Genomic DNA, 10,017 nt, shown 5'->3' with positions numbered 1-10,017 from the left:
ACCGGTCAGCAGCACATTCCACGTGAAGATCGGCATCCGGAACATCGTCATGCCGGGCGCGCGCATGCAGATGATCGTGGTGATGAAGTTGACCGAACCAAGAATCGTGCCGAAGCCCGAGAAAGCCAGACCCATGATCCACATATCGGCACCGACACCCGGCGAACGCACCGCGTCCGAGAGCGGGGAGTACGCGAACCAGCCGAAGTCGGCCGCACCCTGCGGGGTGAGGAAGCCGGCCACCGCGATGAGCGAGCCGAAGAGGTAGAGCCAGTAGGCGAACATGTTCAGCCGCGGGAACGCCACGTCCGGCGCGCCAATCTGGAGCGGCATGATCCAGTTCGCGAATCCTGCGAACAGCGGCGTCGCGAACATCAGCAGCATGATCGTGCCGTGCATCGTGAACGCCTGGTTGAACTGCTCGTTCGACATGATCTGCGTGCCGGGGCGAGCGAGTTCGGCACGCATCAGGAGCGCCATCACGCCGCCGATGCAGAAGAACGCGAACGACGTGACCAGATACATCGTGCCGATGGTCTTGTGGTCGGTGGTCGTGAGCCACTTCACCACGGCGATACCGGGTTGCTTCTGGCGTACGGGCGGTGCTGCCGGAGCCGTATCGGCGGCGGCACCCTGAGGTTCGTTGAGGATGCTCACTTGTTTTTGGTCTCCGCGTTCCTGGCGTGATCCGTCTGCTTGATGCCCGACGGCAGGTAACCGGTCTGGCCCTTCTTCGCCAGTTCCTTCAGGTGCTCCCGGTACTTCTCGGGGGAGACGACCTTGACGTTGAAGAGCATCCGGGAGTGGTCGACACCGCAGAGCTCGGCGCACTTGCCCATGAAGGTGCCCTCCTGGTTCGGAGTCACCTCGAAGACGTTGGTGTGGCCCGGGATGACGTCCTGCTTCATCAGGAACGGCACCACCCAGAAGGAGTGGATGACGTCACGCGACGTCAGGATGAACTGAACCGTCTCGCCCTTGGGCAGCCACAGGGTCGGGCCCGGGTTGCCGGTCTGCGGGTTCCGTGTCGCCGGGGTGCCCTGGTCGTAGACGCCTTCGGCGCCCTCGGGCACACCCTTCTTCCACTTGTCCGGGATCGCGTCGAGTTCCTTGGCGTTGATGTTCGTGGTCGACTTGTTGCCGTCCACGTTCTCCAAGTAGTTGAACGCCCAGCTCCACTGGAAGCCGATCACGTTGATCACGTGGTCCGGCTTCTTGGAGGTCTTGAGGATTTCGCTCTCATCGCGCGCGGTGAAATAGAAGAGCACCGCGATGATGATGAACGGCACGATCGTGTACAAAGCCTCGATCGGCATGTTGTACCGCGTCTGCGCGGGGACCTGCACCTTGGTCCTGCTGCGGCGGTGGAAGATCACGCTCCAGATGATCAGGCCCCACACCAGCACGCCCGTTGCGAGGGCGGCGGCCCAGGAGCCCTGCCAAAGAGAGAGGATCCGCGGCGCCTCGTCGGTGACGGGCGTCGGCATGCCGAGGCGGGGGAAGTCCTTGTATGTGCAACCAGTCGCGGTCGCCAGGACCAGGCCCGCAGCAAGCACCTGCGGCAGCTTCCGCCGCATCGGGCGCCGCGACGAGCGGTCGGAGCCGTTGGGACTCACGTAGCGCCTTCCCGAGAGTCTCGCCCGCGAGACCGGCTGCGGCCGTCTCGCTGGTCGGTCGCCGGCCCTGGCACGGGCAGGGGTTTGGATGTTTATGCGGACCAAACCCTACTGGACGCTATTTGGGGTCGCGCGGGGAGGGTGCCCAACGCGCCGCGCCGCACCCCCAAGGGGCCGAAACCCCGGTCCCACCAGGCATCTGACGCGGCGCCCGGCACCGCGCCGGGGCGCCGCGTCCGGCCCCCGGGCCCGTACGGCACCTGCCCCGGCCCGTACGGCCGCGCCGGGACCCGGGGCCGGTGCCGCGCCGGGCACCGTGATCTACCGTCTCGTACGTGCCCTACTTCGACGCCGCCGCCACCGCCCCGCTGCACCCCGTCGCCCGGGAGGCCCTGCTCGCCGCGCTCGACGAGGGCTGGGCCGATCCGGCCCGGCTCTACCGCGAGGGGCGGCGGGCCCGGCTGCTGCTGGACGCCGCGCGGGAGGCCGCCGCGGAGGCGGTGGGCTGCCGCCCCGACGAACTGGTTTTCACCCCTTCGGGGACGTATGCCGTGCACTCCGGAATCTCCGGCGCGCTCGCCGCCCGTCGGCGTGTCGGCCGCCGGCTGCTGCACTCCGCCGTCGAGCACTCCTCGGTACTGCACGCCGCCGCCCGCCACGAGGCGGCCGGCGGGACGCTGTCGGAGGTGCCCGTGGACCGTACGGGCCGAGTGGCGGCCGAGGACGTCGCGGCCGCGCTGCGGGCGGACACCGCGCTCGTCTGCCTCCAGTCCGCCAACCACGAGGTGGGCACCGAGCAGCCGGTCGAAGCGGTGGCGGACCGCTGCCGGGAGGCGGGTGTGCCGCTGCTGGTGGACGCGGCCCAGTCGCTGCCCTGGGGTCCGGTGCCCGGCGGCTGGTCGCTGCTGGCGGCGAGCGCCCACAAATGGGGCGGGCCACCCGGCGTCGGACTGCTGGCGGTCCGCAAGGGCACCCGGTTCTCCCCCCAGGGGCCGCAGGACGAACGGGAGTCGGGCCGCGTACCGGGGTTCGGGAATCTGCCCGCGGTGATCGCCGCGGCGGCGTCCCTGCGGGCGCTGCGGGCGGCGGCGGAGAGCGGGCCGGACGAGGCGGCGCGGCTGCGGCGGCTGGTGGACCGGATCCGGGTCCGGGTGCCCGAGCTGGTCCCGGACGTGGAGGTGGTCGGCGATCCGGTCCGCCGGCTGCCGCACCTGGTGACCTTCTCGTGTCTCTATGTCGACGGGGAGAGCCTGCTGCACGAACTCGACCGCGCGGGCTTCTCGGTCTCGTCCGGATCGTCCTGTACGTCCAGCACGCTGACGCCGAGCCATGTGCTGCGCGCGATGGGCGTGCTGTCGGAGGGAAATGTCCGGATCTCGCTCCCGTACGGCACCCCCGAGGAGGCGGTGGACCGCTTCCTTGCGGTGCTGCCGGAGGTGGTGCGCTCGGTACGGGAGCGGCTGGGGGTGCCGGCGGGACCGGCTGCGAGCGCGACCCGGCAGGCGCCGGGGTCCCCGACGGCCGCCGCCCCCGAAACCGTCACCCCGGAAGCCGCCACCGGCTCCCCCGGCGGGCTGGTGCTCGACGCGCTCGGCAAGCGCTGTCCGCTCCCGGTCATCGAGCTGGCGAAGGTGATCGGCGAGGTGCCGGTCGGCGGGACGGTGACCGTGCTCGCCGACGACGAGGCCGCGCGGCTGGACATCCCCGCCTGGTGCGCGATGCGCGAGCACGAGTACCTGGGCGAGCGGGCGGCGGAGCGCGGCGCCGCGTACATGGTGCGGCGCCGCGTCTGACGGCCCGGAACGGAGCGGCCCGGCCGGGGCCCGCCCCGGCCGGTGCGGCTCAGGCCAAGTGGGCCCGGATCTCGCCGGCGGCCTCGTGGCCGTACGCCTTGGTGAAGCGGTCCATGAAGTTGCTGCGGTGCAGCTCGTACTCCTGGGTGCCGACGGTCTCGATGACCAGCGTCGCGAGCATGCAGCCGACCTGCGCCGCGCGCTCCAGGCCGACGCCCCAGGCCAGACCGGACAGGAAGCCCGCGCGGAAGGCGTCGCCGACACCGGTCGGGTCGGCCTTGGTCCGCTCCTCCGCGCAGCCGACCTCGATGGCCGGTTCGCCGACCCGCTCGATGCGGACGCCGTTGGCGCCCAGGGTCGTGACGCGGGTACCGACCTTGGCGAGGATCTCCGCGTCGCTCCAGCCGGTCTTGGACTCGATCAGGCCCTTCTCGTACTCGTTGGAGAAGAGGTAGGCCGCGTCCTCCAGCAGGGTGCGGATGGCGTCGCCGTCCATCCGGGCGATCTGCTGGGAGAAGTCCGCGCCGAAGGGGATACCGCGGGTGCGGCACTCCTCGGTGTGGCGGATCATCGCCTCGGGGTCGTCCGCGCCGATCACGACGAGGTCCAGCCCGCCGACCCGCTCGGCCACGGTGTGCAGCTCGATCAGCCGGGCCTCGCTCATCGCCCCGGTGTAGAAGGAGCCGATCTGGTTGTGGTCGGCGTCGGTGGTGCAGACGAAGCGGGCGGTGTGCAGGAGCTCGGAGATGTGCACCGAGCTGGTGTCCACGCCGTGGCGGTCGAGCCAGGCGCGGTACTCGTCGAAGTCATTGCCCGCGGCGCCGACCAGGATCGGCTCGGTGCCGAGCTGGCCCATGCCGAAGCAGATGTTGGCGGCGACGCCGCCGCGGCGGACGTCGAGCTGGTCCACCAGGAAGGAAAGGGAAACCGTGTGCAGCTGATCGGCGACCAGTTGGTCGGCGAAGCGGCCGGGGAAGGTCATCAGGTGGTCGGTGGCGATGGAGCCGGTGACTGCGATACGCACGACGGGTCTGCTCCTGCGGATGGCGTAAGGGGCGGGCGGACGGAGGGCAACGCTACCGGGTTGCCCTGGGCGCTCCTACCTGACGAATCTACCCAATAGTAGGTCTTTCTCCGCAGGCCGCCCGGTGCGTACGGTGCCGGTATGACCAAGCATGTGAAACCCGCCACTTCGCATTCCGTCACTTCCGGGACTTCTCTCCCCTCCGGCGCTTCCGGCACCTCCGCCGCTTCCGGCGTCTCGCGTAACCCGTCGGGCGCCGGCGCGGCGGGGCACCCCGGACGGCGGTCCGCCGCCGATCCGGAGTCGCTGGCCCAGCTGCGCGGCGACTGCGCGCGGATGGCGCCGCGCTGGCGGGCGGGCCGGTCCGCCGCGCCGGCGCCGGGCCGCGCGGCCGAGCTGCGCGGGGTCGAGGTCCCGGCCGCCTCCGCCGCACTCGTCGACGGTATGTCCGAGTACGGCGACTGACGGTATGTACGGGCCCGGCGGCTGAGCGGCGACGCCGGGGAACCGCTCGCGCCCCGGCTCCGTCCCATCGGCGTTCCTCTCGCGGAGGATGACACGTCAGATGTCCAGCGGAGCCGAAGGAGCGATGCGGTGCAGACCCCCGACAGCCCGGATACCCCGGACACCCCCGGCAACCCCGACAGCCCCGACACCCCCGGCAGCCCGACGCCCACGGTGCGCAGGCGGCGCACCCCGCTGGCGGTCACCTCGATGGCCGCCGCCGTACTGCTCGCCGGGGGCGGCGCGGCGTACTGGGCCGCGTCCGCGGGCGGCGCCGCGGCCCCCGGCACGGGCGCACCGGCCCAGGGCGACCCGCCGCCGCTGGCGCTCGACGGCACCGCCGGCGGCGGTTCGATCGCCGCCGGTGAGCCCGACCCGCGGGGCGCGCGCTACCGGGCGGTGGTGAAGCTGCCCGGCGGGCCGGCGGCCGCGCCGGTGTACCGCCCGCAGGGGCAGATCGGCCAGGACGCGGTGGAGCGGCTGGCGAAGGCCCTGGATGTGGCCGGAAAGGTTCGTTCGGAGGGCACGGTCTGGAGGGTCGGCGGGCCGGCCCGGGACGGCCACGGCCCCGCCCTCCAGGTGAACAGGACCGGCTCCGGCGCGTGGACGTACACGCGGTACGGCGCCCCGGGCGGCACGAACTGCCCGCTGCCCGCCTCACCGAAGGCCGGGTCCGGCGGGAGCGGCGCCGCGGGCCCGGCGTCGACCCCGCCGGGCTGCCCTTCGTACCGGGCCGACGCGGGCGCCACGGCCTCGGACGAGGGCGGCGGCGGGGGCGGGGGCGCGGTGCCGCCGGAGAAGGCGGCGCAGGCGGTCCGGCCGGTGCTGGCGGCGCTCGGCCAGGAGGACGCGAAGCTCGATACGGGCGGGCTGTCCGGCGCGGTGCGGACCGTGACCGCGCGTCCGGTGCTCGGCGGGCTGCCGACGTACGGCTGGCAGAGCACCCTCCAGGTCGGCTCCGACGGCCAAGTGGTCGGCGGCAGCGGCCAGTTGGCGCAGCTGGTCAAGGGGGCCGACTATCCGGTGCTGAGCGCGGACAAGACGCTGGCGCTGCTGAACTCCCCCGGCGGGCGGCCCGGCCCCGGCAACGGCTGCGCGTCGCCGGGGAACGGCACCCGGCCGGACAAGGGCGCCGGCACCGGCACCGGCGGGATCGCCCCGTGCGAGCCGTCGCCGGCGAAGGCGCCGCAGCCGGCCGAGGTGACCGGCGCGGTCTTCGGGCTCGCGATGCGGTACGTGGACGGCGGGCCGGCGCTGGTGCCGTCGTGGCTGTTCACGGTGCGCCAGGCGGGCACCACCGGCGACGGCCCGGACGCGAGCGCCACGGTCGCGCACCCCGCGGTGCAGCCGAAATATCTGACGCGGCGGGGCGGCGACGGCGCGCCGCACGGTCCGCGGCCGTCCGGAAAGGCCGGGGTGACGGCGGCGGCCTCGTACACCGTCGCCGGGGACGGCAGGAAGCTGACGCTGCGCTTCTGGGGCGGGGTCTGCAGCAGCTATGCGGCGAGCGCGGTGGAGTCGGCCACGACGGTGCGGGTCGAGGTGGTCGGCACGGAGCGGGAGCCGGGGCAGGTCTGCGTCAAGATCGCCAAAGAGTTCACCGCGACGGTGACGCTGGCGAAGCCGCTGGACGGCCGGAAGGTGGTCGATGTGTCGAGCGGCGGGACCGTGCCGAAGGGCTGACGGCGGCCGTCGGCCGGAAACCGTGGAGATCCGGCCGGTCCCAGCCCGTCAGCCGACCGGTCGGCGGTACCGGAGTGCGCGGACGGCACCGGAATCCGTCGAGGGCGCCGGAGAAGGCGGGAAACGACGAAGGCGGCGCTCCCCCAACCGGGGGGGCGCCGCCTTCCGTACCCGCGGGCGCTCAGCTGAAGGAGTCGCCGCAGGCGCAGGAACCGGTGGCGTTCGGGTTGTCGATCGTGAAGCCCTGCTTCTCGATGGTGTCGACGAAGTCGATGGAGGCGCCGCCCAGGTAGGGGGCGCTCATCCGGTCGGTGACGACCTTGACGCCGTCGAAGTCCTTCACGACGTCGCCGTCGAGCGAACGCTCGTCGAAGAAGAGCTGGTAGCGGAGTCCGGAGCAGCCGCCGGGCTGCACGGCCACCCGCAGCGCGAGGTCGTCCCGGCCCTCCTGCTCCAGCAGGCCCTTCACCTTCGACGCAGCCGCGTCGGACAGGATGATGCCCTCGCTGACGGTGGTCTCGTCCTGAACACTCATCTACATCTCTCCCGGGTTGTACGGACCGCTTGCCCTCGGCTGCAACCGACGGGGCCCCGGATTAATTCCGGCTGGGCGCAAGTTCTCGACGAGCCTCCGGGCATCGCCGGAAGGCTCTCCCTTTCATGCTCGCACACCGGCGGACGGCGCTCGGCGGTCGCCCGGAAATGCCCGGAGGTGGATGCGTCACATCGACACTATGGCCATCGTCAACGTGACATGAAGCCGCTATGATAGATAGCGTCAAATAGACGAAAAGGCAGTGCGCCCACCGCTGCTGCCCGCTGTCTACCGTCTGCTGTCCGCAGAAAAGAGAGGGTGCGTGTCGTGACCACCGCCCAGCCCCTGGACGTCCAGCCGACCCCGCTGGCCCTGCTCCTCCTCGGCCGCGAGGCCGATCCGCGGAGCGAGCGCGGTGTGGAGTGCCCCGGCGACCTCCCGGCGCCGTCCGACCCGGATCTCGTCGAGCGCGCCCGCGCGGCCAAGGCGAAGCTCGGGGACAAGGTCTTCGTCCTCGGGCACCACTACCAGCGCGACGAGGTCATCGAGTTCGCCGACGTGACCGGCGACTCCTTCAAGCTGGCACGGGACGCGGCCGCCCGCCCGGACGCCGAGTACATCGTCTTCTGCGGTGTGCACTTCATGGCCGAGTCCGCGGACATCCTCACCGGCGACGACCAGCAGGTCGTCCTCCCCGATCTGGCCGCCGGCTGTTCGATGGCCGACATGGCCACCGCCGAACAGGTCGCCGAGTGCTGGGACGTGCTCACCGAGGCCGGTATAGCCGAGCAGGTCGTGCCCGTCTCGTACATGAACTCCTCGGCCGACATCAAGGCGTTCACCGGCGAGCACGGCGGCACGATCTGCACCTCCTCCAACGCCGAGCGGGCCCTGGACTGGGCGTTCGCACAGGGCGACCCCGCGACGAGCAAGGTGCTCTTCCTCCCCGACCAGCACCTCGGGCGCAACACCGCCGTACGGGACATGGGCATGTCCCTGGAGGACTGCGTCGTTTACAACCCGCACAAGCCCAACGGCGGGCTCACCACCGAGCAGCTGCAAAACGCCCGGATGATCCTTTGGCGCGGGCACTGCTCGGTGCACGGCCGGTTCTCGCTGGAGTCGGTCGAGGACGTACGGGCGCGGATCCCCGGCGTCAACGTGCTGGTGCACCCCGAGTGCAAGCACGAGGTGGTGGAGGCGGCGGACTACGTCGGATCGACGGAGTACATCATCAAGGCCCTGGAGGCGGCGCCCGCCGGGTCGAAGTGGGCGATCGGCACCGAGCTGAACCTCGTCCGGCGGCTGGCGAACCGTTTCGCCGACCAGGACAAGGAGATCGTCTTCCTCGACAAGACGGTCTGCTTCTGCTCGACCATGAACCGGATCGACCTCCCCCACCTGGTGTGGACGCTGGAATCGCTGGCAGCCGGCAAGACGGTCAACCGGATCGAGGTGGACCCCGGGACCGCCGCGTTCGCGAAGCTCGCGCTGGAGCGGATGCTGGCGCTGCCGTAGGCGCGCGGGGGATACGTGTGAGGGGCCGGGGCCCGCGCTGGATACGGGCGCGGGCCCCGGCCCCTTTTCGGCGTGGCGCCGGGATGACGGCGAGCGGTGCACCGGCGCGCCGCCGGGACGGGCCGGTCCGGGCCCGGCGGCGTGCCGGGATCCGCGGTCAGCTCCGCGGCGGGTCGTCCAGCCATACGCGCTGGCCGTCCGCGGTGACGGTGATGCCGTAGCGGTCGCGCGGCGGGCTGCCCGCGTCGGTCCAGGCGCGGTAGGCGGCGGCCACCTCGTCCCAGAGGCGGCGGGGGCCGTGCTGTTCCGTCTCGTAGCGGTCGCGGCCGGGGACGTACTCGACGGTGGCCCAGGAGGTGCGGGCGTCGTCGAAGAGCCAGTAGGTGGCCTCGTCGCTGCCGTCGTCGGCGGGGCTCAGCAGCGGCCAGGCGTCCCGGACCCGCAGTCCGACGGCGAAGCGGGCGTGGTGGTCCTCCTCCAGGATCCGCGGGTCGATCGTGGTCGTCGCGAGGTCGCCCCGCTCACCGTGGTACCAGTCCCGGATGCGGCCGTAGGAGCGGCGCTGCTGGCGCGCCCACATGAAGGCCGGGCGGCCGGAGAAGCGGCCGGTGGCCCGCCTGTCGCGGACGGTCAGGGTCGCGAACGAGTAGGAGTGGAAGGACGAGCCCCAGGGGGTGAGGATGGTGCCCCCCTGGGCGCTCTGCGCCACCCAGGCGTACGGGATGTCGCGGACCGTGCAGGTGGCGATGGTGCGGTCGTAGGGCGCCCGTCCGGGAACGCCCGCCAGGCCGTCGCCGCACACCGTGTGCGGGCGGAATCCGGCGCGGCGCAGGTTGTGCCGGGCGATGTCGTACAGCGCCTTGTCGGTTTCGATCGTGGTGATGCGGTCCTCGCCGAGCCGGTGCGCGAGCCACGCGGAGTGGTAGCCGGTGCCCGTCCCGATCTCCAGTACCGCGTCGCCGTCCCGGACGATCGCGGCCATGGCGAGCATGAGGGAGGGCATCGACGTCGCACAGGTGGGGAAGGCGACCCGGCCGTCCGTGGCGTCACCGTCGTTGTGCTGGGTGATGAGCGGCAGGTCGGCGTAAACCATGCGGCGCCACTCCGCCTCGTCCGCGGACCGGGAGACGGTACGGTCGCCCACCTCGAACGTGTCGGGTACGAAGCGGGCGCGGTCGACCGCCGCCACGGTCGGCGCCCACTCCGGCGCCAGGGCGCCCTTGTTGCGCAGGATCTCCACCAGCCGGCTCGGCGAGGACATGGCGTCGCTCCCTACTTCTTGGGCGGGTTGGTCACCGGCTTGGTCCACCGGCCGTCGGACTCCTTCGGGCTCTGCTGCTTGTC

At 72.1% G+C, this 10,017-nt stretch carries 9 protein-coding genes; 4 read left to right on the top strand and 5 right to left on the bottom strand.

Annotated features, from left to right (window positions below; all coding sequences use genetic code 11):
* Positions 1–657: cbb3-type cytochrome c oxidase subunit I (locus IH09_RS27845; protein ID WP_190233433.1), on the bottom strand; the 657-nt coding region annotated here is incomplete at its 3' end.
* The gene (gene ctaC, locus IH09_RS27840) at positions 654–1,616 is read right to left on the bottom strand and encodes an aa3-type cytochrome oxidase subunit II (RefSeq protein WP_110952630.1); all 963 of its coding nucleotides are present in this window, start codon (positions 1,614–1,616) and stop codon (positions 654–656) included. The genes IH09_RS27845 and ctaC, both read right to left, overlap by 4 nt.
* A gap of 335 nt (positions 1,617–1,951) precedes the next feature.
* Between ctaC and IH09_RS27835 the strand changes: the two genes are divergently transcribed.
* Positions 1,952–3,409 (top strand): aminotransferase class V-fold PLP-dependent enzyme, encoded by a 1,458-nt coding sequence (locus tag IH09_RS27835; RefSeq protein WP_052860253.1) that lies wholly within the window; start codon positions 1,952–1,954, stop codon positions 3,407–3,409.
* A gap of 49 nt (positions 3,410–3,458) precedes the next feature.
* Here IH09_RS27835 and IH09_RS27830 read toward each other — a convergent pair whose 3' ends face one another.
* Positions 3,459–4,433 (bottom strand): carbohydrate kinase family protein, encoded by a 975-nt coding sequence (locus tag IH09_RS27830; RefSeq protein WP_052860252.1) that lies wholly within the window; start codon positions 4,431–4,433, stop codon positions 3,459–3,461.
* A gap of 141 nt (positions 4,434–4,574) precedes the next feature.
* Between IH09_RS27830 and IH09_RS27825 the strand changes: the two genes are divergently transcribed.
* Complete coding sequence (locus IH09_RS27825) at positions 4,575–4,898, top strand: hypothetical protein (protein WP_052860251.1); 324 nt, start codon at positions 4,575–4,577, stop codon at positions 4,896–4,898.
* Positions 4,899–5,027: 129 nt separating this feature from the next.
* A complete protein-coding gene (locus IH09_RS27820; RefSeq protein WP_318279572.1) occupies positions 5,028–6,620 on the top strand; it encodes a hypothetical protein in 1,593 nt (530 codons plus the stop codon).
* Between the two features lie 181 nt (positions 6,621–6,801).
* Here the strand turns inward: IH09_RS27820 and IH09_RS27815 are convergent, their stop codons facing one another.
* Complete coding sequence (locus tag IH09_RS27815) at positions 6,802–7,155, bottom strand: HesB/IscA family protein (protein ID WP_052860250.1); 354 nt, start codon at positions 7,153–7,155, stop codon at positions 6,802–6,804.
* Positions 7,156–7,482: 327 nt separating this feature from the next.
* On the opposite strand from IH09_RS27815, the gene nadA reads away from it, so the two are divergent.
* Positions 7,483–8,673 carry a quinolinate synthase NadA gene (gene nadA / locus IH09_RS27810; protein ID WP_052860258.1) on the top strand — a complete coding sequence of 397 codons (1,191 nt, stop codon included), beginning with the start codon at positions 7,483–7,485 and terminating at the stop codon, positions 8,671–8,673.
* A 157-nt stretch (positions 8,674–8,830) separates the two neighbouring features.
* Here the strand turns inward: nadA and IH09_RS27805 are convergent, their stop codons facing one another.
* Entirely contained in the window at positions 8,831–9,934 is a 1,104-nt protein-coding gene (locus IH09_RS27805; RefSeq protein ID WP_052860249.1) for a methyltransferase domain-containing protein, read from the bottom strand.
* Between the last annotated feature and the right edge of the window lie 83 nt (positions 9,935–10,017).

The organism is Streptomyces celluloflavus, from assembly GCA_000720995.1.
GTDB lineage: Bacteria > Actinomycetota > Actinomycetes > Streptomycetales > Streptomycetaceae > Streptomyces > Streptomyces celluloflavus.
This window is presented reverse-complemented; position numbering and strand designations above follow the sequence as displayed.

Excerpts from the sequence above, each read along its gene's own strand:
- IH09_RS27815 (WP_052860250.1), bottom strand. The coding sequence starts at position 7,155 with ATGAGTGTTCAGGACGAGACCACCGTCAGCGAGGGCATCATCCTGTCC.
- IH09_RS27805 (WP_052860249.1), bottom strand. The coding sequence starts at position 9,934 with ATGTCCTCGCCGAGCCGGCTGGTGGAGATCCTGCGCAACAAGGGCGCC.
- IH09_RS27825 (WP_052860251.1), top strand. The coding sequence starts at position 4,575 with ATGACCAAGCATGTGAAACCCGCCACTTCGCATTCCGTCACTTCCGGG.